The sequence below is a fragment of the Pseudoalteromonas sp. S1612 genome (assembly GCF_005887175.1).
GTDB classification, from domain to species: Bacteria; Pseudomonadota; Gammaproteobacteria; order Enterobacterales; family Alteromonadaceae; genus Pseudoalteromonas; species Pseudoalteromonas undina.
This window is the reverse complement of record NZ_PNDH01000016.1, coordinates 95,343-121,613: the sequence shown is the minus strand read 5'-3', so window position 1 is coordinate 121,613 and position 26,271 is coordinate 95,343. Positions and strand designations below refer to the sequence as shown.

24 protein-coding genes and 1 tRNA gene are annotated in these 26,271 nt (G+C 38.6%); 13 read left to right on the top strand and 12 right to left on the bottom strand.

What is annotated here, in order from left to right; genetic code table 11:
• Nucleotides 1-36: 36 nt before the first annotated feature.
• Nucleotides 37-112, bottom strand: a tRNA-Phe gene (locus CWB78_RS07470).
• 307 nt (nucleotides 113-419) lie between these two features.
• Between CWB78_RS07470 and CWB78_RS07465 the strand changes: the two genes are divergently transcribed.
• Complete coding sequence (locus CWB78_RS07465; protein ID WP_138594899.1) at nucleotides 420-3,203, top strand: ATP-binding protein; 2,784 nt, start codon at nucleotides 420-422, stop codon at nucleotides 3,201-3,203.
• 90 nt (nucleotides 3,204-3,293) lie between these two features.
• Here the strand turns inward: CWB78_RS07465 and CWB78_RS07460 are convergent, their stop codons facing one another.
• Nucleotides 3,294-3,566, bottom strand: a complete 273-nt coding sequence (locus tag CWB78_RS07460) for an oxidative damage protection protein (protein ID WP_138594897.1) — start codon at nucleotides 3,564-3,566, stop codon at nucleotides 3,294-3,296.
• Nucleotides 3,567-3,600: 34 nt separating this feature from the next.
• Entirely contained in the window at nucleotides 3,601-4,662 is a 1,062-nt protein-coding gene (mutY, locus tag CWB78_RS07455; RefSeq protein ID WP_054202255.1) for an A/G-specific adenine glycosylase, read from the bottom strand.
• A 150-nt stretch (nucleotides 4,663-4,812) separates the two neighbouring features.
• Here mutY and trmB point away from each other — a divergent pair, with 150 nt between their 5' ends.
• From trmB to arcA, 4 genes are all read left to right on the top strand, one after another.
• On the top strand, nucleotides 4,813-5,538 hold the full coding sequence (gene trmB / locus CWB78_RS07450) for a tRNA (guanosine(46)-N7)-methyltransferase TrmB (protein WP_010390835.1): 726 nt from the start codon (nucleotides 4,813-4,815) through the stop codon (nucleotides 5,536-5,538).
• Nucleotides 5,539-5,574: 36 nt separating this feature from the next.
• Nucleotides 5,575-6,600, top strand: coding sequence for a methyltransferase (locus tag CWB78_RS07445; protein ID WP_138594895.1), 1,026 nt, complete (start codon nucleotides 5,575-5,577; stop codon nucleotides 6,598-6,600).
• 183 nt (nucleotides 6,601-6,783) lie between these two features.
• Entirely contained in the window at nucleotides 6,784-8,388 is a 1,605-nt protein-coding gene (locus CWB78_RS07440) for an ATP-binding protein (protein WP_055013350.1), read from the top strand.
• A gap of 458 nt (nucleotides 8,389-8,846) precedes the next feature.
• Nucleotides 8,847-9,563 carry a two-component system response regulator ArcA gene (gene arcA / locus CWB78_RS07435; RefSeq protein WP_008110444.1) on the top strand — a complete coding sequence of 239 codons (717 nt, stop codon included), beginning with the start codon at nucleotides 8,847-8,849 and terminating at the stop codon, nucleotides 9,561-9,563.
• A 7-nt stretch (nucleotides 9,564-9,570) separates the two neighbouring features.
• Here the strand turns inward: arcA and arcB are convergent, their stop codons facing one another.
• Entirely contained in the window at nucleotides 9,571-11,889 is a 2,319-nt protein-coding gene (gene arcB, locus CWB78_RS07430; protein ID WP_075170412.1) for an aerobic respiration two-component sensor histidine kinase ArcB, read from the bottom strand.
• Between the two features lie 197 nt (nucleotides 11,890-12,086).
• Between arcB and folE2 the strand changes: the two genes are divergently transcribed.
• From folE2 to CWB78_RS07410, 4 genes are all read left to right on the top strand, one after another.
• Nucleotides 12,087-13,007 (top strand): GTP cyclohydrolase FolE2, encoded by a 921-nt coding sequence (gene folE2 / locus CWB78_RS07425; RefSeq protein ID WP_010390830.1) that lies wholly within the window; start codon nucleotides 12,087-12,089, stop codon nucleotides 13,005-13,007.
• A gap of 102 nt (nucleotides 13,008-13,109) precedes the next feature.
• Nucleotides 13,110-13,706: a DUF2726 domain-containing protein gene (locus CWB78_RS07420; RefSeq protein ID WP_138594893.1), complete on the top strand. Its 597-nt coding sequence runs from the start codon at nucleotides 13,110-13,112 to the stop codon at nucleotides 13,704-13,706.
• A gap of 112 nt (nucleotides 13,707-13,818) precedes the next feature.
• Nucleotides 13,819-14,526 carry a 5'-methylthioadenosine/S-adenosylhomocysteine nucleosidase gene (gene mtnN, locus CWB78_RS07415; protein ID WP_010390828.1) on the top strand — a complete coding sequence of 236 codons (708 nt, stop codon included), beginning with the start codon at nucleotides 13,819-13,821 and terminating at the stop codon, nucleotides 14,524-14,526.
• Nucleotides 14,527-15,480, top strand: a complete 954-nt coding sequence (locus CWB78_RS07410; protein WP_054202261.1) for a cobalamin biosynthesis protein CobD/CbiB — start codon at nucleotides 14,527-14,529, stop codon at nucleotides 15,478-15,480.
• Nucleotides 15,481-15,529: 49 nt separating this feature from the next.
• Here CWB78_RS07410 and tyrS read toward each other — a convergent pair whose 3' ends face one another.
• Nucleotides 15,530-16,729: a tyrosine--tRNA ligase gene (gene tyrS / locus CWB78_RS07405; RefSeq protein WP_138594891.1), complete on the bottom strand. Its 1,200-nt coding sequence runs from the start codon at nucleotides 16,727-16,729 to the stop codon at nucleotides 15,530-15,532.
• Between the two features lie 491 nt (nucleotides 16,730-17,220).
• Here tyrS and CWB78_RS07400 point away from each other — a divergent pair, with 491 nt between their 5' ends.
• Nucleotides 17,221-18,534, top strand: a complete 1,314-nt coding sequence (locus CWB78_RS07400; RefSeq protein WP_010390821.1) for a peptidoglycan DD-metalloendopeptidase family protein — start codon at nucleotides 17,221-17,223, stop codon at nucleotides 18,532-18,534.
• Between the two features lie 148 nt (nucleotides 18,535-18,682).
• Here CWB78_RS07400 and CWB78_RS18780 read toward each other — a convergent pair whose 3' ends face one another.
• From CWB78_RS18780 to CWB78_RS07380, 5 genes are all read right to left on the bottom strand, one after another.
• Nucleotides 18,683-18,859 carry a hypothetical protein gene (locus CWB78_RS18780; protein WP_010390817.1) on the bottom strand — a complete coding sequence of 59 codons (177 nt, stop codon included), beginning with the start codon at nucleotides 18,857-18,859 and terminating at the stop codon, nucleotides 18,683-18,685.
• A gap of 19 nt (nucleotides 18,860-18,878) precedes the next feature.
• Entirely contained in the window at nucleotides 18,879-19,850 is a 972-nt protein-coding gene (locus CWB78_RS07395) for an aldo/keto reductase (RefSeq protein WP_138594889.1), read from the bottom strand.
• A gap of 139 nt (nucleotides 19,851-19,989) precedes the next feature.
• The gene (locus CWB78_RS07390) at nucleotides 19,990-21,120 is read right to left on the bottom strand and encodes a sodium ion-translocating decarboxylase subunit beta (protein WP_008115142.1); all 1,131 of its coding nucleotides are present in this window, start codon (nucleotides 21,118-21,120) and stop codon (nucleotides 19,990-19,992) included.
• A 14-nt stretch (nucleotides 21,121-21,134) separates the two neighbouring features.
• Nucleotides 21,135-22,916: a sodium-extruding oxaloacetate decarboxylase subunit alpha gene (gene oadA, locus CWB78_RS07385; RefSeq protein WP_010390815.1), complete on the bottom strand. Its 1,782-nt coding sequence runs from the start codon at nucleotides 22,914-22,916 to the stop codon at nucleotides 21,135-21,137.
• A 12-nt stretch (nucleotides 22,917-22,928) separates the two neighbouring features.
• Nucleotides 22,929-23,174 (bottom strand): OadG family protein, encoded by a 246-nt coding sequence (locus tag CWB78_RS07380; RefSeq protein WP_010390814.1) that lies wholly within the window; start codon nucleotides 23,172-23,174, stop codon nucleotides 22,929-22,931.
• Nucleotides 23,175-23,698: 524 nt separating this feature from the next.
• Between CWB78_RS07380 and CWB78_RS07375 the strand changes: the two genes are divergently transcribed.
• From CWB78_RS07375 to CWB78_RS07365, 3 genes are all read left to right on the top strand, one after another.
• A complete protein-coding gene (locus CWB78_RS07375) occupies nucleotides 23,699-23,872 on the top strand; it encodes a DUF1328 domain-containing protein (RefSeq protein WP_002961939.1) in 174 nt (57 codons plus the stop codon).
• Between the two features lie 50 nt (nucleotides 23,873-23,922).
• Nucleotides 23,923-24,114 (top strand): hypothetical protein, encoded by a 192-nt coding sequence (locus CWB78_RS07370; RefSeq protein ID WP_008115136.1) that lies wholly within the window; start codon nucleotides 23,923-23,925, stop codon nucleotides 24,112-24,114.
• Between the two features lie 134 nt (nucleotides 24,115-24,248).
• Nucleotides 24,249-24,716, top strand: coding sequence for a YcxB family protein (locus tag CWB78_RS07365; protein WP_138594887.1), 468 nt, complete (start codon nucleotides 24,249-24,251; stop codon nucleotides 24,714-24,716).
• Nucleotides 24,717-24,769: 53 nt separating this feature from the next.
• Here CWB78_RS07365 and csrA read toward each other — a convergent pair whose 3' ends face one another.
• Together csrA and CWB78_RS07355 are read right to left on the bottom strand one after the other, a co-directional pair.
• Nucleotides 24,770-24,961 (bottom strand): carbon storage regulator CsrA, encoded by a 192-nt coding sequence (gene csrA, locus CWB78_RS07360; RefSeq protein WP_004587515.1) that lies wholly within the window; start codon nucleotides 24,959-24,961, stop codon nucleotides 24,770-24,772.
• Between the two features lie 90 nt (nucleotides 24,962-25,051).
• The gene (locus tag CWB78_RS07355) at nucleotides 25,052-26,269 is read right to left on the bottom strand and encodes an aspartate kinase (protein WP_055013358.1); all 1,218 of its coding nucleotides are present in this window, start codon (nucleotides 26,267-26,269) and stop codon (nucleotides 25,052-25,054) included.
• Between the last annotated feature and the right edge of the window lie 2 nt (nucleotides 26,270-26,271).

Here is a 26,271-nt window from a genome sequence, read left to right as displayed (position 1 = left end):
GCAATTCAGATCTATAGAGTGATAACTTTTTGTAAATGGTGCCTCGACCCGGAATCGAACCAGGGACACGAGGATTTTCAATCCTCTGCTCTACCAACTGAGCTATCGAGGCACTTAAACAGTGCGAATTAAAAATCTTACCTGATTTTTAATGCAACTCCCACAAGACACTTCTTAGTGAGCTATCTGGGCGTGCGGCGTATTAAACGAGTTTTGCCCTTACAAGTCAACTTTTTTTTTATCCTTTGCAACTGTTTGAACGGTTTTCAAACAACTAGCGACGTTTCTCGTTAATGCAGTGCATTTATTCAACAAAAGACTTTAAAAAACGTAGTGAATTATTTTTTTTAGGTGTTACGATTGGTATATAACTTTCGGTACAGGCTTACCGTTCTAATAATACCACGATAGGAAAATTCATGCAGGGTAAGTTTTCTCCAGCAATCAAAGGCTTACTACCTTTATTTTTAGTTAGTAACCTTATAACTGCCACATTATTTATAGTCGCCTATTCGCTTTACTCACAAAGCAATGCTGAGCACAAAGAAGTTAACCCTGTTTCAACCATCAAGGTAACAAAACTTGCTGAGCGTCTTGAACAACCCATAGTAGATGCACTAACTATACACGAGCAAGACAAAGTCAAATCACTTCTTGATACCGCAAGCTTACTCAATAATAATTTTAAATATACCCTGCATCGCTTTAATCCGAACAATAAAACCGAGTTGGTTTATAGCAATAATAGTAATTTAATTGAGCCTTTAGCTATTAATGAGTATGTAAAGGAGCAAGGCATATTACATCATGTTATTTCAGTAAGTGGGGAGGTAATTGCTGAGCTTATTATTGAGCAAAAACAACCTTTAATTGCATCATCTACACAAAACTTATTTATGAATGCGTACCTTGCCGCTATTGTTGCTCTGATAGTGCTGTTTGCGTTAGCTATTACGTTTAATAAGCATATTAATAAACGATTACATAAAAATACCGACTCTCTCACTCAAGAACTCAAAGCAATTACACAAAATGATAACTATCAAAGCACGCTTAATGAGCAACTCGAAGGCGGATTAGAAACCGTTGCTCAACAAATTAACTTGCTGCTAAAAAAAGTAAGTACGGTTCAAGCTGACGATCAGGCTGCACAAAAAGAATTAAAAAAACTACAAACTAGCCTTGAAACAGAAGTACAAAGCAGAACATTTGAATTAGAAAAGCAAACTCAAAAAGCATTAAAAGCCAGCGAAACTAAGACCACCTTTTTAGCCACTATGAGTCATGAAATAAGAACACCAATGAATGGCGTAATTGGCACTATTGATTTACTTCGTCAAACAGAGCTTGATGGTGCCCAGCAACGTTTAAGTACTATTATTCGTGAATCAGCATTTTCGTTATTAAGTATTTTAGATGATATTTTAGATTTTTCTAAAATTGAGGCTGGAAAGCTCAATATAGATCCAGTTCCGTTTTCCGTTGCCGATACGCTAGAAGAAGTTGCTAAGGTGTTATCGTCGGTTGCTAAAAATCGCCACCTAGAACTCGATTTATCAATTGCCCCCGATATACCCAACAACCTTAAGGGGGACTCTGTTAGAGTGCGCCAAGTGCTATATAACTTATGTAGTAATGCCATAAAGTTTACCAGCACCAATGGTACAACCCAGGGGAAAGTAAGAATATCAGTAGAAGTAGCACATAACACCGCCGATCACTTTACATTGCGTTTTTGCGTAAGTGATAACGGTAAAGGAATGAGTCAATCTCAGTTGAGAAAAATCTTTAACCCGTTCACCCAAGCAGAAAGCTCAATTACGCGAGAGTTCGGTGGTACAGGGCTTGGGCTTTCAATTTGTAAAAGCCTAACTGAGCTAATGCTTGGTACCATTCATGTAACAAGTCATGAAGGGATAGGTAGTGAGTTTACTGTTGAACTGCCCTTTTCAACCGCAGGTAAAATTGAATTTGCCCATAAAAATACACTTAATGGTAAACATGTCATTGTTGTTAGTAACAACGCAGAACGCGGCAAAGTAATTTACCGTTACTTGTCATTTATGGGAGCTAAAATAACCTATGCTCATGAGCAGCAAGATATAGAAGCTCATCAAGAAACCAAGGATATTATTTGGGTTGTTGATGGTATTGATGACATGAGTAGTATTAGTACCCTACTAAGAAGTTTACTTTACTCATTAGAAGATAATAACCAACAAATGGTGGTATTAAGTAAGTTAGATGAAGCGGTTATTAACCATAAAAATATTTTTTATATTAACGCCTCCCCTTTGTGTAAATCTAACTTTATGCTTTCAATTTTAGTGGCTGCCGGCTTACATAAGCCTAAGCAAATTAAAAAAGCCAGAACGATGAATCACTACCTAAGTTCAGAAGAGGCACTCGCTGCAAATAGGCTGGTATTATTGGTAGAAGATAACCGATTGAACCAAGAGGTACTCACCGAACAACTACATATACTAGGTTACAGTGTAGAGGTAGCTAATAACGGTGAAGAAGGTTTAGATATGTGGCGCAAAAATAGCTACTCGCTCATTTTAACCGATTTACATATGCCAAAAATGTCTGGCTACGACATGGTTGAAAAAATTAGAGAAGAAGCTTCATTACTCGAATCAATTGACGCACAACCTTATATTATTGCTGTTACTGCCAATGCTCTAAAGGGAGAGAGAGAGCGATGTTTAGCAGTGGGTATTAACGACTTTATTACTAAACCTATTGAGCTTAATGCACTTGAAGACACATTAAAGCAATGGAGTGATTTATACAGCGAACAACCACAACAGGTGAATTCGGCCGAAAAGTCTGTTATGCCTATAGATATGGAATCAGCGAATAAGTACATAAATGGCGATGATGCTAAAATAATCCGCTTCTTTAAAATGTATTTAGAACAGAGCCAAGAACAAATTAAAGCGATTAACTTTGCTGTGTTGCAAAGTAACAAAGCTGAGATTTTATCTGCCTGCCATCAATTAAAATCTATATCAAAAACAGTAGGAGCTAATATTGTTGCTGATTTAGCGCAGTCATTTGAAGATAAGTGCAAGAGCGATGAAGTAAGTGCTGATGAGTTAATTAAGATGAGAGATGGGCTCGAAATTGAATACTCAAGAGCAGCGCAGTTCTTAAAAGAGCAAATTAAAAATAATGAGGAACAGAACGAACTTATTTAACTAAATAGTATATGTTACTAATAACGTTTACTAACGCAATAAAAAAGGGCTTAGAGCCCTTTTTTATTAATTAACCTAAGCACAGTTAATTTATTTTTCTACTGGCTTATAACCTTCAATCTCAACTTCTTTACCTTCAAATAAAAAGCCAACCATTTGCTCTTCTAAAAAAGTACGATGCTCTGGATCCATCATGTTTAAATGCTTTTCATTGATCAGCATAGTTTGTTTCTGCTGCCATTGCCCCCAGGCTTCTTTAGAAATATTATTAAAAATTTTCTCACCAAGTTCACCAGGGTATAACTGAAAACCAAGGCCTTCGGCCTCTTTTTGTAACTTTTGACAAAATACTGTACGTGCCATGATTGTTCCCCTTAATGCTAAATATATCGCTATTCTATACTATTGCCGTAATTTGTTTAACCAACTTTTTAGTCGGTGCAGCTAACCCTACTTCTATTGATTGATCGAGTGGATACCATACCAACTGCTTGTCATTAACAACATCAGGAGCTTTTTCAATATTAAGTACATGCGGGTTAATTGTGAGCTCAAAATGTGAAAATACATGAGTAAAAGGCGCTACTTCATTAAGGTCACTTTTAAGCCCTTGTTGCGCTAAAAAAGTTTCGAGCTCGCTGTACTCATTAAATTCAAAAAATCCAAACAATCCGCCCCAGATACCACTGTTTGGGCGTTTTTCCATAAGCACTTTGTCGTTATGTTTAATAATTAACTGGTGGCAGCTTTTTTTAGGCACTGCTTTTTTAGGTTTAGAGTGAGGGAACTCCTTAACTTTACCTGCGTTAAACGCACCACAACGGCTATTTAACGGGCACGCCTCACAATCAAAGCGACTGCGCGAACATAAGCTTGCACCTAAATCCATCATAGCTTGATTAAACTCTGTTACATTATTTTTAGGAGTGAGTTGTTCACTTAAATGCCAAAGCTGATTTTCTACCTTTTTGACTCCATACCAACCTTCAACCATGAAAAACCGAGCAAGCACTCTTTTAACATTACCATCAAGAATAGGGTGATGCTGCCCCAAAGATAATGATAAAACAGCACCAGCAGTAGAGCGCCCTATTCCGGGTAAATCCATTACTTCTTCAAGCGTGCTAGGAAACTGACCTTGGTATTTATCTCGAACTATTTTAGCGGTTTTATGTAAATTGCGTGCACGAGCGTAATAACCTAAACCTGTCCAATGATGCAAAACCTGATCTTCATCAGCATTTGCTAAAGCAATAATATCGGGAAAGCTTTGCATAAACTTTTCAAAATAAGGAATAACAGTGACAACCTGAGTTTGCTGTAACATCACCTCAGATACCCACACTTTATAAGGCGTTTTAGCTAATTGCCATGGTAACGTTTTGCGCCCATGAAGGTGATACCAGTCAACTACTTGGTTGGAAAACCAAGCTGACTGCTGTTTTTTTAAATCCGACATATTTAATTTTTTACTAATGCTCAATGGCGGCTCAGTCTATTGTAGTGACTGAAAAGATCAAGCTATAACGCCCTAATGCTTGTCAACCTAGCGCTGGTCAGGGATAATACGCAACCATTTTTAAACACATTGTTTTGTCAGGCCAATAATATGAGTGAATCAAGTAACAACAACCTTGAGCAAGCTAAGCAAGAAGGTAAGTATATCCGCACTATTCGCAGTTTTGTAAAACGCGAAGGCCGATTAACCAAAGGCCAAGCTGCTGCAATCGAAAAATGCTGGCCAACAATGGGGCTTGAGCATAAAAACGGCCTACTTGATTTAAGCGAAGTTTTTGGCAATGACAATGATGTAGTGCTAGAAATTGGTTTTGGTATGGGTAAGTCATTAGTTGAAATGGCAAAAAATGCACCACACCTTAACTTTATCGGCATAGAAGTTCATCGCCCAGGCGTTGGCGCATGTTTAATGGATGCTGACGAAGCTGGCGTTACTAATCTGCGCGTATTTGAACACGATGCAGTAGAAGTTCTTGCTGATTGTATAAGCGATGAAAGCTTATCAACCTTACAGTTATTTTTCCCTGATCCATGGCACAAAAAGCGTCACCACAAGCGTCGCATTGTACAAACTGAGTTTGCTGAAAAACTTCGCTCTAAATTAAAAATCGGTGGCGTATTTCACATGGCAACCGATTGGGAAAACTATGCAGAGCATATGTTAGAAGTAATGCAAGCAGCTCCAGGTTACAAAAACCAATCTGAGACCAACGACTATGTACCTCGTCCTGATTTACGTCCTTTGACTAAATTTGAACAGCGTGGTCAGCGTTTAGGTCATGGCGTATGGGATTTAATGTTCGAACGTACTAAGTAACCGTTAATTAAATAATCAAGTAAGGTAAAGCCATTTATGAGCGTATTAACCAATCCGAGCCTACTATTACTTCGTAACAGTGAAGAGTTAAAAGGTAAATCAATATTGGTGGTCAACTTTGTTCAAGATGGCTTTTTAAATGAGCTAAAAACGCTCAATCCACAAAGTAAAATAACCGCTTTTAGTTATAACCACGCTAATGGTGAATTTGCAAAAAACATATCGGGTATTGACGTAACCATCAGCCACACAATTAATTCGGGCGATTATGATTTGGTAATACTTTATTACCCTAAATCTAAACCTGAGCTATTAATGGCGTTAGACAACATACGTGCTGTGATAAGCAAAGATGCAGAGCTACTCGTTGTTGGCGAAAACAAGAGCGGTGTTAAGTCAATTGAAAAGCAACTCGCCGGTAAGGCTGAATTTAGTAATAAAATAGACTCAGCAAAACACTGTGTTTTATATTCATTTTCAGAGCTCACTATTAATAGCGCGTTTGATATTAGCACATACCATAAAGAGTTTACGGTATGTGTGAGCGATATTGAGTTTACAGCAGTCAGTATTCCTGGTGTGTTTAACCATGGTGCACTTGATGCTGGAACGAAAATGCTATTAGAGAATGCTCCTAACTTAAAACATGGGAAAGTCCTTGATTTTGGTTGTGGCGCAGGACTTATTGCTACTTTTTTAGGGCTAAAAAACCCAGCATTGACATTTACCTGTAGTGACGTAAGTGCACTTGCAGCCTATGCAACAACGCAAACGCTTAAGCTAAATAATGTAAACGGTGAAGCCATACTCAGTGATGGTTTAAATGGTATTGTTGGCAAGTTTGATTTAATTATTAGCAATCCGCCATTTCATACCGGGATTGCAACTGACTACAGCGTTGCGGAATCTTTTTTAACCCATGCAAAGCAACATTTAACTAAGGCAGGCAAACTGACCATAGTGGCTAATAGCTTTTTGAAATATCCACCAATTTTAGAAACCCAATTTGATAGCTACCACACAGTGTTCAAAAACAACAAATTTGCCGTATACAGTAGCTAAAATAAGTTATTAATATCCTGTCAAAACATAAATATGGGCTATATTAGCCACATATTTATGTTTCATAAGTAGATTAGCTAAAAATAAAAAGTGTAATTAAGCTAATCTTTTTAATTCACTTTTTTCTGTTTTTGCTAAACTATTATCATTAGACTCACAATTGACACGGATGACCTTCTCGCAATGCCTAAAACTGTAGAGCAAAATAGCATTCGTAGCATATTGTTTAAAACCATCATGCTTATAACAGCTATCTGTTTGTTATTATCGCTTTCAATTTCTACCTATTTAAGTGCGCAAGAGCAAAAAAAACAGCTCATTAGCAAACTTGTGTTGGTATCAGAGATCATTGCATTCGACGCGATGCCCTCATTGCTAAATAAAAATAGGCCTGCAGAAGAAAGGCGCTTAAAGCTGCTTCAACAAGTATCATCCGTCACAAATTTACATATTTACGCCTTAGATGAGCAATCTAATAAGCCAGTCTTTTTTACCAGCTTTAATGCCCGAAAATCACCACCAGTCCCCATTAAAACAGATAATATTAATGATTTTTCTGAACCACAGGTTAGTGACGAGTATATTGAGTACATTACCCCAATACTCAATAATGAACAGCTGCTCGGCTATGTATATATTAGAGGCAGCTTAGATAACTTAAATCAACTAATAACTAAAAAGATTATAATCGATATCGTTATTATGGCTTTAATACTTATTTTTATTTCTTTGATTATTTTAAGGCTACAAAAAAGGATAGCCAGTCCAATAGAAAACTTAAGCTTGTTGTTGCAAAACATAGCTAAAAAACATAATTACTATGCACGTGCGCCTTTAACGAACCTAACTGAAATAACTCGGCTTTCTAATAGCTTAAATGTAATGCTTGCACGTACACAAAGGCAAATAGAACGCCATGAAGAAGATAAACAAGAAATTAAGCAGCTAAACTCAAACCTTGAAGAGAAGGTAAGTCAACGCACTATCGCACTCAGAGAGGCTAATAAAGAGCTGTTATCCACTCTGGAAAAGATGCACCAATACCAAACTCAAATTGTCGAAAACAAAAAAATGGCTTCATTGGGGCAAATGGTGGCAGGGGTTGCCCATGAGGTAAATACACCGATTGGACTTGGTATTACAGGCTCTACTCTATTGCGGGATAAACTCGCGGAACTGCAGGTTAAATTTCATAATAAATCACTAACTGCGAGTCAATTTGAACAATTTACTAACGATGGTATCGAAAACTTAGACTTAATATATAGCAGCTTAAACCGCGTTGCAGAGCTCATTTCTAACTTTAAAAAAGTTGCAGTGATCAAAGATGATGAAATAACCAGCACTGTTAATATACAACAATTAATTAGTGATACTCTACTGTCTATGGGGCAAGAACTAAAAATTAAAAACCCTAAAGTCCTTATAAATTGTCCATCAGATTTAACCGTCGAAAGTAAAAAAGGGCCACTTCAGCAAGTTTTTCATCAGTTAATTTTAAATTCCCTGTTACACGGATTTGTAGCTGGCGGTGACAATGAAGTGCAGATTGATATTGTAGCAACAGAAACAAAAACACAAATTACCTACACAGATAACGGCCTAGGTGTTGAAAGCAATATACGAGCAAAAATATTTGACCCATTTGTAACATCAAAGCGCGGCCAAGGAGCCAGTGGCTTAGGAATGCATTTAGTTTACAATTTAGTGACTCAAGCTTTGGCTGGGGAAATTGTGTTAGATACCGAGTATCAGCAAGGGGCCCGATTTATTATTACACTTTTTTAAAAAGCGAAATAACTCTTATTCCCCTCTTGAATTACAACTTTATGACCATACTAATACATAGCCAACTAAACAGTTGTATCATTAATGCTGTATTTCCACACAATTAATGAACTTAATTGTGTTTAACATATCACATACATTGATGAAAAGTTGGAAAGTGATATAATTCCGTTTTGAATTAGTCTGATTATTTTAAGTATCTTTAGGTGGTTGATGGATGTATCAATTATTAAAGGGAAATGGCTTCGACTCTATAATTCAAATTATACATCCAACGTTAAGTATCAATTAAGCCGCGGTTTTTAATAATACGTCAAAGTAGGTTTGGGCGCGCAGCTGTTTATATCTAATCTGTTTTTACTTGTTAACATTTAGATATAATCCTATAATTCCAGTAGTCGGTTTTGATGAACACACCGATTTTAAAATAAAACACACTCCAAAAAGGTTAATTAAAAATGCAAACGCCAGTCATTCTGATCGTAGAGGATGAAGACGTAACTCGACTAAACCTCGTTAGTTTATTTGAAGCCGAAGGTTACAAAGTTATTGAAGCCATTGATGGCGATGATATGCATGATAAGCTTACAAATAACGATGACGTCAATCTTGTAGTTATGGACATCAACCTGCCAGGTAAAAACGGGCTTATTTTAGCTCGCGAATTACGCCAAAAACGCAAAGTTGGTCTTATTTTCTTAACAGGCCGTGACAACGATGTAGACCGTATTTTAGGTCTTGAAATTGGTGCTGATGACTATATTACTAAGCCTTTCAACCCACGTGAATTAACTATTCGTGCACGTAACTTAATTACGCGCACTGCATTAGGCGGTGAAGAATCAGCTATTGAAACCAATGGCGTGATCACCTTTAACGGTTGGGAACTTGACGAAAACAGTCGTTGCCTTACTTCTCCAAATGGAGATGCAAAACGCCTACCTAAAGGCGAGTACAGAGCACTGCGTTTAATGCTTGACTCTCCAGGTCGTATATTCAGCCGTGAGCAACTAATTAAGCACATGACTGGCCGTGAGCTTCGCGCTAACGACCGTACAGTTGATGTTACCATTCGTCGTATCCGTAAGCACTTTGAAAGCGACAACTCAACGTCTGAGTTAATCAGCACCATTCATGGTGAAGGTTACCGCTTCATTGGTAAAATCGACAGCTAATTAGTTTTTACTCTAATTGCTGTAAAAATAAATGAAGGGCCTGTTGTCCTTCATTTATTTTGTCTACTAATTCATCAAGCCAGACTGTTAATACTTCATCACTTTGTTCCAGCGCACCATGTTCCATTTGCTTTGCATGCAACTGCACATCATTCAGACCAACCGACCCAGCGGCACCTTTTAACTTATGCGCAACGGATTTGTACTCTTCTCTGTCTGCTGCTTTTAATGATCCTAATAGTTCTTGTTGATATTGCGGATTTAGCTTTGCAAACAACTGACTACTACGTTTAAATACTTCAACGCCCATCGAGTTTACAAAGTCTTCAATGGTTTCAACATCTAGCAAGTCAGTATTAATTTGATTTAATAACTCTTGATTAACTACTCGTTGAGGAGCCTCAACTTGCGCTTGTTGAATACCAAAGAGTTCAGCGAGCATATTATCTAACTTACTGGTGTTTATCGGTTTAGCTAACGCCCCTTGAATAGAAATCCCCTCAAGCTCCTCTTCAGCACTGCGAACATTGGCGGTAAGTGCCACAATAGGAAGCGGGTCAAAATGGCTTTGTGCGCGAATTTGTCTTGCTACTTCATCACCATTAATATCTGGCAACTGCATATCAAGTAATACTAAATCTAGGTCATCTTCGGTTTCTACAAACGATAAAGCATCTTCTCCCGTTTCAGCCCACAGTACTTCATGTCCACGTTGTTCTAATAGGTTAGTTGCAATTTCAGCATTAAGTGGCACATCTTCCACTAATAAAATATATAAGCTACGCCCTACATAACTATGTTCGGTAGGAGCACTACATAAATTCAGCGGAATTTGAACGGTAAAGCAACTGCCCTCTCCGGGAGTACTATTAACAGTTATAATGCCTTTCATAGCACTTACTAACGCTTTTGTTACGGCTAAGCCAATACCTGAACCAATCGCATTGGTCCCTTTAAGGTCGGGCGCTTTGTAGTACATATCAAAAATACGGGTAAGTTGTTCTTGCGGAATCCCTTCACCGGTATCGAGTATTTTTATAATAAGCCATGGGCCATCTTCGCGGTTTTCTCTTGCACAATCTAAGGTGACACTACCGTGCTGGGTAAATTTAACCGCATTATTAATTAAGTTCCATACTACTTGGCGTAAACGTGTAGGATCAAGTAAAGCGTATATATCAAGCATTCCAGAGCGTTTTACTTCAAAAGAAAGTTCTTTTTGCTCCGCAATAAGGCCTGCAAAGTTAACCACATCATTGATAAAGTCAGAAACATTAATTTCGTTAGCGGCAATATCGAGTTGCTCACGGTCAATTTTATCTAAATCTATAATATCGTTAAATATATTACCCAGCGTTTCGGCGCTTGAAAACACCGTATTACACCAGCTACGCTGCTGTTTATTAAGTTCAGTATCCAATAGCATTCGGGTTAAACCGACGATACCATTGAGCGGAGTGCGTAATTCATGGCTCAATGTGGCAATAAATTTCCCTTTATCTTTATAAGCAGTTTCCAGTGCCTGCGCGGCTTCTTTACGGCTGGTAATATCACGGCCAAAGGCTAGTAGACCAATGTAATCGCCCTGCTCATTTATAAAGGGGAGTTTTCTCAGTTCAAACCATCTTATTTCACCATTTACAGAATACTCTACATCAATAGTTAAACCTTGATGAGTGCGTTCAACCTGCTCATCGGTTCTTAATACTTCTGATAAAAAGTGGCTTGGAAATATTTCTTCTGCGGCTTTGCCAATTAATTCGCCACTGGTTTTGCCCATCACCTCTTCAAACATTTTATTACAACCGGCAAACACCCCGTTGTTATCGCGGTAATAAAATAAATCTGGTGAGGAGTCTACAATGGAGCGTAATAACATGCCTTGTTGCGCGAGTTCTTGTTGCGTTTTTTTACGCTCTGCAATTTCACGTCTAAGCTCTTCTATTGCTCTATGCTTAGCATGAAAGGCCATTTTACGTTCATCAATTTCAATGTTTAAACGATTAATATTGTCTTTGAGAGTTTGATTTAAAAGCTTTTCTTGTTTTGTGGCACTATCTAAATAGGCATAAGAGGCATCAAGTTGCCGAATAGAGTTAAGCAGTACGCTAATCACCAGAGGGGAAACAACTGAGGTAAAAAATACTACAGCCAATATATCAACTAAGTTCACTTCCCCAATGGCAACATAGTAAAACATACTCGACAAAACCAGCGATACTGTCAGTAATAATGCATAGCAAATAGCTGCAGTTTTAAACTCACCAAAACGAGTTATTGAACTGGAAAGAACTCGAACCCACGGGTTCAAAGAAGAATCTGTCATATATCAGTGTTTCTCTTAGCTAAATGCTTAAGTAAGTATGATTAAAGGCTAATTTTAGCATTTTCTATCAGCTATTTTCATGTTGTGCGATAAAAACAACAAAATTTCATGTTTGGCGTTATTTGCCGCATTTCAGCAATTCTTTATTTAGTGTAAAATGTGACGTTTTAAATATTGCAAATAACGAGTAACGTATCATGCAAACGACTATGCCAGATATTGCTAACACGGCTGCCGCATTACAAACAGGTAAATTAGACTGGGTAGGTATGGGCGATATAGAGCTGCCTTTTATTTTTGAATCTCTTGATTTAGCTCCAGTTACCGTTAATGCAAAAGCACGCGCTTTTGTTAATTTACACCAAGAAGACGCCAAAGGCATCCACATGTCGCGTCTGTTTTTAGCACTTGATCACCTCTCAACTGAGCAGCAGGTCAACCCGCACACCTTAGCACAAGCATTAGATACCTTTATCACCAGCCATGAAGGCTTAAGCGATAAAGCACAAATCGAATTTAAATTTGAATTACCACTGCGCCGTAAATCATTACTTAGTGGCAAAGCCGGCTGGAAAAGCTACCCAGTTGTACTTACCAGTACCATAAATCAAGGCGTCATTAGTTTTGAACTCAGTGTTGATGTTACTTACTCATCAACCTGCCCCTGCTCTGCAGCCCTTGCTCGTCAACTTATCCAAAATGCGTTTAGCGAAAAGTTTGCTCAAGAAACACTAACTCAATCTGAGGTTTTAGAGTGGCTTGGAACAACTCAAGGCATTGTAGCAACCCCGCATTCACAGCGCTCTATTGCTAATGTTAAAGTAAAACTAGATCAAAACATTCAAGAGTTTGATGTAGTTAACTTAATAAACTTACTAGAAGATGAGCTTAAAACACCAGTACAAGCTGCGGTAAAACGTGAAGACGAACAAGAGTTTGCCCGTTTAAATGGTCAAAACCTGATGTTTTGTGAAGACGCAGCACGAAAAATTAAAACGACGTTAGAGTCAAAAGAATTTAGCGATTACTTCCTGCAAATAAACCATTATGAGTCTTTACATGCTCATGATGCCGTCGCTATTGCCGTAAAAGGTATTGAAGGCGGTTATAAAGCATAATAGCGCTCATCCCCGTTCGTTAATAAAATAGCCATAACAACTATTTGGGCACATAAATTGCTTTAGAAAAGCAGTGTCAATTTGTTGTTATGGAGTTACCGTATGGAATTCGCTTTATTATTAATATTAGTGCTAGTTGTTGGGGCATCTGTGGTTGCGTCAAAATTTAATGATGACGGCGGAAACCCTTATCCTTTTACTCGTAAGCAAAGTGTATTTACCCAAGTAGAAGGGGCGTTTCTAGGCTTATTAGAACGCGCTGTTGGCGATCAATATAAAATTGTTAGTCGCGTTAAACTAATCGATGTGATTGACTGTAAACAAGGTCTATCTGCCAAATCTAAACGTGCGGCATTAGCTAAAGCAAAAAATAAACAGCTCGACTTTGTGTTAGTCGACAAAGAAAAAATGACCATAGTGGCAGCGGTTGACTTAGTTAATAACGCCAACAAAGATGGTCACAAAGCACAACGTGATTGGTTTGTTAACGGTGCATTAGAAGCCGCTGGCATTCCACATATTCGTATGAAAGTGAAATCAGGCTACCGCCCGAGTGAAGTTCGCGATGCCATTATGTTTAAATTAGGCAAACCTGCTAAATCACAACCTTCGCGCCCGACTCGTACTAGAGTTCATAAGCCTGCGGTATTATCACCTTCTCAAGCAAAAGCACATTCAACTGCCCTTGCTGAAATATAACTACTGAGTTAAAGCAATGTATTAAAGCGAGCATTTTAAATGACTCGCTTTTTTGTTTTTTATAGCAGACTTCACGTATAATCAGCCTATTCAAATTTAGGAATTTAACACTATGAATGTTGGTATTATTGGGGCCATGGAGCCAGAAGTTAAAATTTTGCGCGAAGCGATGCAAAATCCACAGGTTTTAACCAAAGCAGGCTTTACGTTTTATACTGGTGAGCTTGCAGGTAATACTGTTACTTTAGTGCAATCAGGCATTGGTAAAGTCGCTTCAACTATTGCAACCACTTTACTTATCGATAACTTCAAACCTGATTGTGTTATTAACACAGGCTCTGCCGGTGGTTTCGATCCTTCGCTTAACGTTGGCGACGTGGTGATTTCATCAGAAGTTCGTCATCACGATGTAGATGTAACAGCATTTGGTTACGAAATTGGCCAAGTACCACAAATGCCTGCAGGCTTTGCAGCGCACCCTAAACTAGTAGAAGCCGCCGAGCAAACAATTGCACAAATTAGCGAAGTAAAAACGCTTGTTGGTTTAATTTGTACTGGTGACTCATTTATGTGTGACCCTGTTCGCATTGAAAAAGCACGCAATGACTTCCCTACAATGCTAGCAGTAGAAATGGAAGGTGCGTCAATTGCACAAACGTGTTTTGCACTTAACACACCATTTGTTGTTATCCGCTCAATGTCTGATATTGCTGGCAAAGAGTCACCGCAATCATTTGAAGAGTACTTAGAAACAGCCTCTATTAATTCATCAAAAATGGTTGTGGCATTACTAGAAAAGTTAACAGCGGTTACGCTGTAAATGCTCAATAATATTGTTCAAAATCATTTGGACTTTATTGTATTTATTTGTGCGCTCCTAGCTGAGCGCTTTTTACCTTTAGTTAGCTGGTATCACCCTAACCATATACTTTCTGCAATTTTTAACGCAATTGGCCAGCGTGTTTATAAAAAAACAGACAGCAAACAATATCATTATTTAGCCGCTTCATTAGCAAGCACACTTGTTCTAACTGTGATTATGATTATTGTCGTTTTGCTGCTGGAGTTTGCCTTTTACCCTGAACTACTATCCGGTCTTATTTTATACTTATGCCTAGAAAGCAGTAGCATAAATAAAAAAGCGATACGTATTGCGAAATTGACCAAAAAAAATCAAAAATCAACTGCTCGAGAATTATTAAAACCACTAGTAGCCCGTGAAGTTAAGGCACTTTCAAACCCAGGGATTATTAAAGCGGTTATGGAAAGTGTCATACTAAGAACGGCCCGTCATTATTTTGTGGTAATTTTCATTTTTTTACTAGTGGGCCCCATTGCTACTCTCGCCTACCGCTTGCTTACCTTAATCCAACAAGCATGGCGCACTGATATAGCTCCCGACAGCTCTTTTTTGAAGCCGCTTAAACTAATTCTTTTTATTATTGAATACATACCCATGCGGTTACTCGCGCTGACAATAGCTTCACTTAAAGCCAGTAAGAAAAGCATGCATTATATTAAGCATTATGGCCGCCATTTTTATCAAACCAATACAGGCTGGTTACTAAGTGTGTACTCAGCATCTTTAGGGGTGCAACTTGGTGGGCCTGCTATTTATATTAAGCAGCGTTTCAATAAAATGCGGGTCGGAGTAGAACGCTTGCCAAGTGCTGATGATGTCCCAAAGCTACTCAACACCCTAAATCAAGCCCGTTTTTTTTGGCTACTAATTATTGTTAGCGTTGAAATTATTAGGGCTGTTCTAACTTTTTGATCAGTTATAAAAAAACCAGCCAAAGCTGGTTTTTATACTCTATGTAGCTTTAGGCTACAGTAATATTTGCAAACTTACGTTTACCTACTTGGTAAATAGCGGTTGTTCCTTTTGCTACTTCCAATTTGGTATCGGTAATTTTTTCTTCGCCGTTAAGCTTTACTGCGCCTTGTTTGATCATACGCATGGCCTCTGAAGTACTCGCCACTAAGCCAGCTTCTTTTAGCAAGTTAGCAATTAGAATAGTGTCTTCATCAATGTTAACTGTCAGCTCTGGAATTTCATCAGGTAGTGCTTTTTTCTGAAAGCGCTGAATAAAGTCATCATGAGCAGCTTGCGCATCGGCTTCGCTATGGAAACGTGCAATTAACTCTTTCGCTAATTCAATCTTAATATCGCGCGGGTTAGTGCCTTGCTCTACACGCTGTTTTTGCGCTGCAATTTGATCAATAGAAAGGCTACTTAGCAAGTCATAGTAACGCCACATTAGTACATCACTAATTGACATGATTTTACCAAACATTTCGCTAGGCGTATCAGTAATACCTATGTAGTTTCCTAGTGACTTTGACATTTTCTGAACGCCATCAGTCCCTTCAAGTAAAGGCATCATTAGTACGGTTTGAGGTTTTTGACCTTCATCTTTTTGCAGCTCACGACCCATTAATAGGTTAAAGCGTTGATCGGTGCCGCCTAGCTCAACATCAGACTCAAGTGCAACTGAATCCCAGCCCTGCACTAGTGGATATAAAAACTCATGGATTGCGATAGATTGACCGCCAGCATAGCGCTTTTTAAAGTCATCACGCTCAAGCATGCGTGCCACAGTTTGACGCGCTGCCAATTTTATCATTCCAGCCGCGCCCAACTTCTCCATCCACGTAGAGTTAAAAGCAACAGTTGTTTTAGCTGGGTCTAAAATTTTGAAAACCTGTTCTTTATAGGTTTCAGCATTAGCAAGCACATCATCACGAGTCAGTGGCTTACGGGTAACATTTTTGCCCGTTGGATCGCCTATCATACCGGTAAAGTCACCAATTAAGAAAATAACCTCATGACCTAAATCTTGAAAGGTTTTCATTTTATTAATTAGTACAGTGTGTCCTAGGTGCAAATCTGGAGCCGTAGGATCGAAACCAGCTTTAATTTTTAGCTTTTTCCCCGACTTTAATTTTTCAACCAACTCATCTTCAATTAATATCTCTTCTGCACCGCGTTTTATCTCTGCTAGAGCGGTTTGTAAATCCACTGTGTGTTACTCCAAAAAATTCTGACAACGAAGGGGGTGTATATGCTCACGATTTATTGCTAGCGCGTTTTAACAAAACAAATAAAACTATTTAGCTAACATAACAAATTTCCACTTAATTAGAACAACTTTTTTAACTAATCGCTGCACCAACTAAAATGCAGGGCGTACGTTCTAAAATGGGATATAAAAGAGCGATTAATAATACACTAAAGGTGTTTATAAAAGCCCCAAAAAAAGTTTATAAATTAATCACTTCTCGCTATTAAATCGTTTTAAAAGCTAATTTAACATTACGATGAAAAAGCAAAGTATCCAAGGATATAAAATAGTGCTGTTATTCAACTTTAAACACAAACAGCCTGAATACCCTATGATTTTAGCTTAATTTAACGCGAGTTTAAATCTACAAAATACTAGTATTCATAGATTATTCGTTATATCCTGCAATATAATCTATTTATTATCTTGACAGCAGAAAAAGGCACGTTATGGTCCACGTGGTTAACACGCTCCCCAAAAAACACAAAATGCTTATTCTAGGTTTGGTTTCTGCTATTGTTGCCTTAGCCTTTTTACCTTCTGAAAAAGCCACTGCATCCAAAGACAATAGCGAGAACACGCTAGAAATTGGTAAGCGTTACGAATTACAAATAAAAGTAGGTGAAAACGAAAAACTCACCGACTTAAATTCAGAGCATGCAGCGCAAAAACTTCCAGAATATGATTTTGTCGATCACCTTGTTAAAAATGGTGACAATTTAGCGAACATTTTTAAGCGCGCTGGTTTTTCTGCGCAAACGCTTTACAAACTGGTTAACACAAATGCTGAAACACGCAAGCTTACCAAAATTCATCCAGGTGAAACACTAAGCTTTGCTACTGCAAAAGATGGTTCGTTGGCTCAGTTACGTTACGTTATATCTAAAACAGATACCTTATATGTCACCCTTAATGACGAAGGCCAATACGATACTTCAATTGACAGCAAAGAAATAGAAACACTTAGCAAAACCGCCGGTGGGGAAATTTCTAGCAGTTTTTGGACGTCAGCGATCGCTGCAGGTTTAAGTGAACGCCAAATCATGAACTTTGCCGATATATTTGGTTGGGACGTGGATTTTGCAAATGACATCCGTAAAGGTGATGAATTTGGCTTAATATATGAATCTCATTTTGTTGACGGTGAATTTATTGGCACCGGTAAAATTATTGCCGCAGAATTTATAAACCAAGGCGAACGTTACACAGCAATTCGACACACAGACGGTAATTTTTATACCCCTGAAGGGCGTAGTATGAAAAAAGCCTTCTTACGTGCACCTGTTAACTTTAAATATATTAGCTCAAGCTTTAATCCTCGCCGCTTACACCCTGTTACAGGACAAGTAAAAGCACACCGAGGTATTGACTACGCTGCGCGTACAGGCACGCCTGTTGTATCATCAGGTAATGGTAAAGTTATCAAAGCGGGCTACAGTAAATATAACGGTAATTACGTATTTATAAGCCACGGTACACAATACGTTACTAAGTACTTGCACCTTAACAAACGCCTAGTTAGAACAGGGCAAAAAATCAAACAAGGTGAGAAAATTGGTACTGTAGGCTCAACAGGTCGAGTAACTGGGGCACATTTACATTATGAGTTTTTAGTTAACGGTGTTCATCGTAATCCCAAAACTGTGAAACTACCTAAATCTGAGCCATTACCACGCTCAGAGCTTGCTAAGTTTAAGCCTATTGCTGATAACTTTATTGCGCAACTTGAGCGTAATAGAGAGCTTCAGTTGGCACTTAAATAAAGAGTTTAATAATTAAATAAAAAAGCCTTTGCAGGGATAACCCGCAAAGGCTTTTTTGTATGTGATGATTATACCAACCAGCATAGATATTTGAATAGTTTCACGAATTACCCATTGTATCTAAGCTGCTTGGTGCTAAATTTCAGAGTTAATTTACGAGTACATAAATAAGCTGCACAACCAAAGAGATCATCACCAGTGGCCAAATATACTTACTATATTTAGTAGCGCTCTCAAGCCCCATTTTACTTTGGTATTTTTCCAGTAACGGAATAATGATCACCAAAGCAATGACTAAGCTAATTAAAATAACAAATATGTTCATATCATCACCCTACACTAGGTTATGGTAAAGCGCAGCCTTTCGCGCTGATATATAGCTCATACCAATGCTCACGACTTAAGTTAACATTAACCGCATCACAGGATGCTTTTATACGCTCTATATTAGTAGTGCCAATAATTGGTTGAATTGATGCTGGGTGGCGCAACAACCATGCTAATACGATAGCTTCTGCTGTTGTACCATAAAGTATGGCAAGCTTACTGACTAAAATACTGGTATTAATATCTGCAGGCGAGGCCTTTGATAAACCACCACCAGAGTATAAGCCTTGGCATAAACTGCCCCAACTTTGAATCTGAATTTCATGCTCACGGCAATATTCAATATTGCCTGGGGTAAAGTTAATATCCTTGCCATCGGCATTACCCACATAAACGCCTTCATCAACCCATTGATGTTTTTGTAAACTCGCTTCGATTTGATTTGCCACAATCGGCATATCTAAAGCGCGTTGCAAAAACCGTATTTGATATTGCGACATATTAGACACCGCAAAATGACGCACTTTGCCACTTTCTTTTAAACAACTAAATACTTGTGCAACTTCCTCTACTTCCATTAAAGGATCTGGGCGATGCAGCATAAGTATATCTAAATATTCGGTATTTAATCGCTTTAATGAGCCCTCTACTGAGCGCTCAATCCAATCAGCTGAAAAGTCATAACGTTGTGGGTTTTTATCATCAGCAAAGCGAATACCACACTTAGACTGAATATACATTTTCTCTCTAAGTTCTGGTCGCTCAGCCAGAGCTTGACCAAAAACATGTTCGGCTTTGCCTAAGGTATAAATATCAGCATGATCGAAAAAATTAATTCCGCCTTCAATGGCGGCATCTATGCATGAATGAGTTTGTTGTAAATGCGCACTGGTAATCGCATCTTTATTCCATGCGCCTCCCAAACCCATACAGCCGAAAACAAGTTTGCTTACATTCGGGAGATATTTTGCCAGCGGAGTGTGTAACATTTTGACAGCCCTTTAAAAAATGAAGAGTGATTACTTTAAACAAAAAACCCTATACAAGAAACCGCTTAAGTCAAAACAGTGAATTTTATGCAAAAAAAAGCGCAGTAAACTGCGCTAATAGGTTGAGTCTAAATTATGTTTAACCCACAAGAGCGAGTAAAATACCTGCCGCAACAGCACTACCAAGCACCCCTGCAACATTAGGCCCCATGGCATGCATTAATAAGAAGTTATGCGGGTTATTTTCAAGCCCAACCTTATTAACAACACGTGCTGCCATAGGCACAGCGGATACACCCGCAGCACCAATTAATGGGTTTATGGGGGTTTTTGATATCTTATTTAAGCCTTTAGCCATAAATACACCTGAGGCTGTACCAATAGCAAACGCCAGTGCACCCAGTACCAAAATACCAATAGTTTCTACTGTTAAGAACTGCTCGGCAGCAAGTTTAGAGCCCACTGCAAGTCCTAGAAATATAGTGGTGATATTAATGATTTCGTTTTGCGCACTGTTGCTGAGCCTATCAACTACACCCGACTCACGCATTAAGTTACCTAAACAGAACATACCAACCAGCGGAATTGCCGCAGGTAAGAATATAGCAGTTAAGGTAAGCACCATCAGTGGGAAAATAATTTTTTCCTTTTTAGATACTTTACGCAGTTCTGGCATTTGAATTTTGCGTTCTTCAGGCGTTGTAAACGCACGCATAATAGGTGGCTGAATAATAGGCACCAACGCCATGTACGAGTACGCAGCCACCGCTATAGCGCCCAGTAAATCAGGGGCCAGCTTTGACGCTAAAAAGATAGCGGTTGGCCCATCTGCACCACCAATAATCGCAATTGCAGAAGCATCTTGTAAGCTAAATTCAAATCCCGGAATAAAGTTAAGTAAAATAGCGCCAAATAACGTCGCAAAAATACCAAACTGCGCTGCCGCACCTAATAGCAACATACGCGGGTTGGCAATCAAGGCACTAAAATCAGTTAAGGCCCCCACTCCCATAAATATTAATAGCGGAAAAATACCGGTATCAATACCAACATAATAAACATAGTAAAGTAAGCCACCTGGATCTGATAAACCAGCTACTGGAATATTAGTTAAAATAGCTCCGAAACCAATGGGCAGTAGCAATAACGGCTCAAAGTTTTTGGCAATTGCTAAAAATAATAGCAAACAACCAACGGCAATCATGATCAGCCCAGGAAATGTAAAGTTAGCAATGCCTGTGGCATGCCAGAGGTTTAAAATACCATCCATCCTCTATTTACTCCTTAAGCTAGTGCAATCATTGCATCGCCGGTTGACACTGAATCGCCCTCAGAAACAAGCACCTCAGCAATCGTACCGGTATGCATGGCGCGTACTTCGGTTTCCATTTTCATGGCTTCCATAATAATTACCACATCACCTTCATTGACTACCTGACCGGGTTTTACTTTAATTTTAAAAATATTACCGGCCAGTGGTGCATTTAGAGTTTCACCCGAGGCAACCGATGCTGACTGTGGAATATGCTCTGAGTCTTTTAACGTCACCTCTTTAAGCTCACCACCTTGAGCAACCACGACATCGTATACTTTACCGTCTACTTTAACGCTGTATTGCTCTGCCTTAACGCTTTTATTGTTTGCCGCTGATTTTTCAGGTGCTTTATTGGCGTTATCATCAGCGCTAGGAACAGGCTCAAATGCATCAGGATTGTTACGGTTTTTAATAAATTTCAAACCAATCTGTGGAAATAATGCATAGGTAAGCACATCATCAATTTGCTCATCGGCTAAAGTTAGCCCTTGCTCCTGCGCAAGCTTGCTTAACTCAGCTTCTAAAGTTTCAAGTTCAGGTTTAATAATATCTGCAGGGCGACAGGTAATTGCTTCACTGCCATCAAGTACGCGCTCTTGAAGCTCTTTATTCATTGGTGCAGGTGTTGAACCATACTCACCTTTTAATACGCCAGCAGTTTCTTTGGTAATGGTTTTATAACGCTCACCAGTGAGTACATTTAATACCGCTTGAGTACCAACAATTTGTGAGGTAGGTGTAACGAGTGGAATAAAGCCTAAATCTTCACGTACTCGTGGAATTTCAAGTAGCACTTCGTTTAGTTTATCAGCAGCACCTTGCTCTTTAAGCTGGTTTTCCATGTTAGTTAACATACCACCTGGCACTTGGGCTAATAAAATTCGGCCATCGACACCTTTTAAGCTGCCTTCAAACGCAGCGTACTTTTTACGTACGTCTCTAAAGTAAGCGGCAATTTCTTCTAGGTGGTTTAAATCAAGCCCGGTATCACGCTCGGTCCCTTCAACGATTGCAGCAATTGTTTCAGTTGCTGAATGACCATAAGTCATACTCATAGACGATACAGCTGTGTCGAGCATATCAATGCCGGCATCAATCGCTTTTTGATAAGTAGCGGTGCTTAAACCCGTTGTTGCATGGCATTGCATTGCAATAGGTATGGAAACCGTTTCTTTTAACGCTTTAATGAGTTCTTCTGCATCGTAAGGCTTAAGCAATCCCGCCATATCTTTAATACAAATTGAATGACAACCCAATTCTTCAAGCTGCTTAGCAAGTGTTAACCACATATCTAATGTATGTACAGGGCTTACTGTGTAAGAAATTGTACCTTGCGCATGTGCCCCTACTTTAACCGCCGCTTTTATGGCAGTTTCTAAGTTACGTACATCATTCATGGCATCAAAAATACGAAATACGTCTACGCCATTTTTGTGGGCGCGCTCAACAAACTTCTCAACCACATCATCAGCATAATGGCGATATCCCAATAAGTTCTGACCACGAAGTAGCATTTGCTGTGGTGTATTTGGCATCGCTTTTTTAAGCGCGCGAATACGCTCCCATGGATCTTCACCTAAATAACGAATACATGAATCAAAGGTAGCTCCACCCCAAGATTCTATAGACCAATAACCTGCGTCATCAATTTTTTTTGCAATAGGTAACATGTCGTCTAATCGCATGCGGGTAGCTAAGAGCGACTGATGTGCGTCACGAAGTACGAGTTCTGTTATTTTTAATTTAGCCATTGGTATGCTCCTCTAATTATTATTTGTTTTGTACTGAGCAATGGCAGCACTAATTGCAGCGATGTGCTCATTTGGCACACCTTGAGATTTAAAAGATGGTGTTCTCTGTGATGCTTCTAGTTCTGGCTGAGAAAACTTGCTAGCCAACTTAGACATGAGTGTCACTGCACCAATCAATAAAGAAAGAAATACAAACACACCCACCATGCCTGTTAGCATTAAATTGCCTGCAGTTGTGAGTAAAGCCCCTATATCCATAATTCTCCCCTGTTTAAAACCAAATACATAAAAAATCGGTTTATTTAAATAACTATTCACCAATAGTAACAAAAACTATTCTTTTGTCTACACGTTGTAAATTGGTAAAACCAATTAATCTAAAAGTAACATATCACCAATAAGGTTAACACCACCTAAAATAGCTTATTTAACCCAGATATATAGATGCTAAAAATGTTCGTTATAAACAAAGAATATATGAAAACACTAATACTTTGTAAAAACACATATAAAACAAACCTATTGTACTAACCCACTAATAACCTTCAAAACAAATGCTAATTGGTCTTACCAAAATAAAGAGCAGCAACAACTATTTATTATCTCATCAGAGACAACTGTGAATAAGTTACCGATAAGATCGTAAAAATTACCAACTCAATATAAAGCCAATCGCGAAAAATAGAAATAAACCATTGATTTAAAACAAAATAAAATACTGGCACATTACTCGCTTATATAAAAATAACACTTTAACACTTAGATAAATCAAGGAGATGACAATGTTACGCTGGACAATTACATTTTTGGTGATCGCATTAATCGCAGCCGTTTTAGGATTTGGTGGTATTGCAGGAGCCGCAGCAGGAATTGCTAAGATCATATTTTTTATCTTTTTAGTTTTACTGGTTATTTCACTTGTCTCTGGCGCTTTACGTGGTAAAAGCCCCAGGTAGATAAGAAACAACGAACTCTCTTTTTAAATTTATATACAAGGAATTACATTATGAAATCATCAACACTTAAAGCAGCAGCTATTGGTCTATTCGCAAGTGCATTTATTATGGGCTGTGAAGACAATCATGCAGAAGAAGCCGGTGAGCGTATTGACGAAGCCGTGACAGATGTTCAAAACAAGGTAGAAGATACCTGTGAAGAAGTAAAAGAAGGCGTTAATGCCGAAGAGACAAATTGCTAATATTATTTATTTAGCTAAGAAACGACCTACGGGTCGTTTTTTTATGCCTAAAATATAAATAGTTTCTAGTCATTTCCCCTTTTAAGCTGCGCATTAGGCTAAAATAATAAAAAATAGCTTTTAAGTGCAAACACATGGTCTTTACAACAACTTATAAACTCGATAAACCTTATTTTTATGAATGCTTCGACCAATCGCTGCCTTATAGTAAGCGTGCACAACCTAAATACTTTTTATTGGCGCTACTTGTGATATTAGGGCTATTTGGCATTTATGGTTTAGGCGATCATTACCTTGGTACATTTTTGCTTATGTTAGCTTTACTTGAGTGCATTGCTTTTTATTATCGTCGTCCTTGGTGGGTAACAAGGCAAATGCTTAGCAGAGCATCTGGTTCTGAAGTCACTCTCACCTTCGACGAGGACGGAATAAAATCAACCAATCATTACAAGAATTACCAGTTAGCTTGGCACGACATTAATGAAGTGATTACTACAGATTGCGGCCTATTGTTAAAAAGTAAAAGCGGTATGCAATACATTTCTAAGGCAATACTCGACGAAGAAACGATTGATTTTATACACAAAAAAGCCACTCAATGAGTGGCTTTTACAAATGTCATAGTTATTAACTAGCACATTTTATACTATGTTGATTAAGCATTGCCCGGATTAGGGTTAGACTTTTCAGCTTGTATGCGCATGTAAATTTCTTCACGATGAACTGATACGTCTTTAGGTGCGTTAACACCGATACGAACTTGATTTCCTTTAACACCCAGAACAGTAACGGTTACTTCGTCACCAATCATCAGGGTCTCGCCTACTCTACGAGTTAGTATTAGCATTCTCTTGCTCCCATGTTCCAATAAAATTATAAGATTCCGCACACACATTTTAATTAAAATTAGACTAAAAAGTAAGTAAAAACTCTCAATCTATTCATTTTCTGTTAAAAATGTCTTATGTAATGCACGAACAGCCAGCTCGAGGTATTTTTCATCTATTAAAACTGAAATCTTTATCTCTGAGGTTGAAACAAACATCACATCAATGTTCTCTTGTGCTAACGAATCAAAAAATAAACTCGCTACCCCAGAATGAGATTTCATCCCCATACCTACAGCTGACACTTTCGCCACATTAGTTAATCCGTCAATTGCCTGTGCGTCAAATTGCTGTTGCTCAGCCGTTAACAAATCAAGTGCGTTTAAATAATCATTTAAATGCACAGTAAAAGCATAGTCAACTTTTTCAACTTTATGATTAATTTGATTAATCATATCTATTTCGATGCCATTATCTGCAAAAAGTTTCAAAATTTTTGCAAGCGCTTTAGTGCCTTGCGGTACTCCATGTACCTTAATCAAACACTCGTCTCGATTAAATGCAATACCCGACACAACGTTACTCGCCACATCGCTCTCCTCAAAACTAATTAATGTACCTTCATCAGGTTTAAAGCTAGATAACACTCTTAATGGTACATTGTGCTTACCAGCCGACTCTACAGAGCGAATATGTAGCACTTTAGCACCTAAACTAGCCAGCTCAAGCATTTCGGCAAAGGTTACATGGCTTAAACGTCGTGCATTAGGTTCAATACGAGGATCTGTTGTATATACGCCATCAACATCAGTATAGATCTGACATTCATCCGCTTTTATTGCACCCGCTATTTCAACCGCAGAGGTATCGGTGCCACCACGCCCAAGCGTAGTCACGTTGCCCTCAATATCGCGCCCCTGAAAGCCGGCAATAATAGCAATACGGTTATGTTCAAGTTCATGTTTTAAACGCGTTGCAGCCACGTCTTCTACACGGGCTTTACCGAACATGTTATCGGTTAATATATTCACCTGATCGGCTAACAAGCTTACCGCAGAATGGCCGCGTTTAATAATCGCCATCGCTAATAAAGCTATAGAGACTTGTTCACCGGTACTGAGTAATACATCGAGTTCACGACTACTCGGGCGAGAGTCGATTTGTTTGGCAAGATTAATTAAGCGATTGGTTTCTCCCGACATTGCCGAAAGCACCACCACCACTTGGTGGCCTTGTTGCTTAGTTTTAACAACAAGGTCGGCGACCGCTTCAATACGCTCTATTGAGCCTACCGAAGTGCCGCCAAATTTTTGAACTATAAGTGCCACTT

Excerpts from the sequence above, each read along its gene's own strand:
- CWB78_RS18780 (WP_010390817.1), bottom strand. The coding sequence starts at position 18,859 with ATGAACATATTTGTTATTTTAATTAGCTTAGTCATTGCTTTGGTGATC.
- CWB78_RS07365 (WP_138594887.1), top strand. The coding sequence starts at position 24,249 with ATGGTCTTTACAACAACTTATAAACTCGATAAACCTTATTTTTATGAA.
- csrA (WP_004587515.1), bottom strand. The coding sequence starts at position 24,961 with ATGCTAATACTAACTCGTAGAGTAGGCGAGACCCTGATGATTGGTGAC.
- trmB (WP_010390835.1), top strand. The coding sequence starts at position 4,813 with ATGAGTGAATCAAGTAACAACAACCTTGAGCAAGCTAAGCAAGAAGGT.
- CWB78_RS07460 (WP_138594897.1), bottom strand. The coding sequence starts at position 3,566 with ATGGCACGTACAGTATTTTGTCAAAAGTTACAAAAAGAGGCCGAAGGC.
- arcA (WP_008110444.1), top strand. The coding sequence starts at position 8,847 with ATGCAAACGCCAGTCATTCTGATCGTAGAGGATGAAGACGTAACTCGA.
- CWB78_RS07375 (WP_002961939.1), top strand. The coding sequence starts at position 23,699 with ATGTTACGCTGGACAATTACATTTTTGGTGATCGCATTAATCGCAGCC.
- folE2 (WP_010390830.1), top strand. The coding sequence starts at position 12,087 with ATGCAAACGACTATGCCAGATATTGCTAACACGGCTGCCGCATTACAA.
- arcB (WP_075170412.1), bottom strand. The coding sequence starts at position 11,889 with ATGACAGATTCTTCTTTGAACCCGTGGGTTCGAGTTCTTTCCAGTTCA.
- mutY (WP_054202255.1), bottom strand. The coding sequence starts at position 4,662 with ATGTCGGATTTAAAAAAACAGCAGTCAGCTTGGTTTTCCAACCAAGTA.
- CWB78_RS07400 (WP_010390821.1), top strand. The coding sequence starts at position 17,221 with ATGGTCCACGTGGTTAACACGCTCCCCAAAAAACACAAAATGCTTATT.
- CWB78_RS07420 (WP_138594893.1), top strand. The coding sequence starts at position 13,110 with ATGGAATTCGCTTTATTATTAATATTAGTGCTAGTTGTTGGGGCATCT.
- CWB78_RS07410 (WP_054202261.1), top strand. The coding sequence starts at position 14,527 with ATGCTCAATAATATTGTTCAAAATCATTTGGACTTTATTGTATTTATT.
- CWB78_RS07465 (WP_138594899.1), top strand. The coding sequence starts at position 420 with ATGCAGGGTAAGTTTTCTCCAGCAATCAAAGGCTTACTACCTTTATTT.
- CWB78_RS07370 (WP_008115136.1), top strand. The coding sequence starts at position 23,923 with ATGAAATCATCAACACTTAAAGCAGCAGCTATTGGTCTATTCGCAAGT.
- CWB78_RS07445 (WP_138594895.1), top strand. The coding sequence starts at position 5,575 with ATGAGCGTATTAACCAATCCGAGCCTACTATTACTTCGTAACAGTGAA.
- oadA (WP_010390815.1), bottom strand. The coding sequence starts at position 22,916 with ATGGCTAAATTAAAAATAACAGAACTCGTACTTCGTGACGCACATCAG.
- CWB78_RS07440 (WP_055013350.1), top strand. The coding sequence starts at position 6,784 with ATGCCTAAAACTGTAGAGCAAAATAGCATTCGTAGCATATTGTTTAAA.
- CWB78_RS07380 (WP_010390814.1), bottom strand. The coding sequence starts at position 23,174 with ATGGATATAGGGGCTTTACTCACAACTGCAGGCAATTTAATGCTAACA.
- CWB78_RS07395 (WP_138594889.1), bottom strand. The coding sequence starts at position 19,850 with ATGTTACACACTCCGCTGGCAAAATATCTCCCGAATGTAAGCAAACTT.
- mtnN (WP_010390828.1), top strand. The coding sequence starts at position 13,819 with ATGAATGTTGGTATTATTGGGGCCATGGAGCCAGAAGTTAAAATTTTG.
- CWB78_RS07390 (WP_008115142.1), bottom strand. The coding sequence starts at position 21,120 with ATGGATGGTATTTTAAACCTCTGGCATGCCACAGGCATTGCTAACTTT.